Source organism: Citrobacter sp. TBCS-15 (genome assembly GCF_005280815.1).
GTDB lineage: Bacteria > Pseudomonadota > Gammaproteobacteria > Enterobacterales > Enterobacteriaceae > Citrobacter > Citrobacter werkmanii.
Map to the genome: position 1 here is coordinate 1 of NZ_SZWK01000112.1, position 209 is coordinate 209.

The 209-nt window shown below is 36.4% G+C and carries 1 protein-coding gene; it reads right to left on the reverse strand.

The features are described 5' to 3' along the window. Positions 1-209 (reverse strand): hypothetical protein (locus FDW96_RS25220; protein WP_212732869.1); only part of this gene is annotated, 209 nt, incomplete at its 5' end.

Below are 209 nucleotides of genomic sequence, written 5' to 3' on the forward strand. Positions count from 1 at the left end.
TCATGCTTCGGCTATAATTTCTTTAGCTTTCTTCATGACTCTAGCTGTTCGTGTAGAAACCTGACTCTTACTCAATCCTGTGAGTTTTGCAGTGTCTGGAATGCTTAATAACTCAACGTACCTCAAACATAATAAAGCTATGCTGTCAGTATCGACTGGATCAAATATCTCATCAAGATTATCTAAGAGTTTAAGAAGTCTTGTTAAGT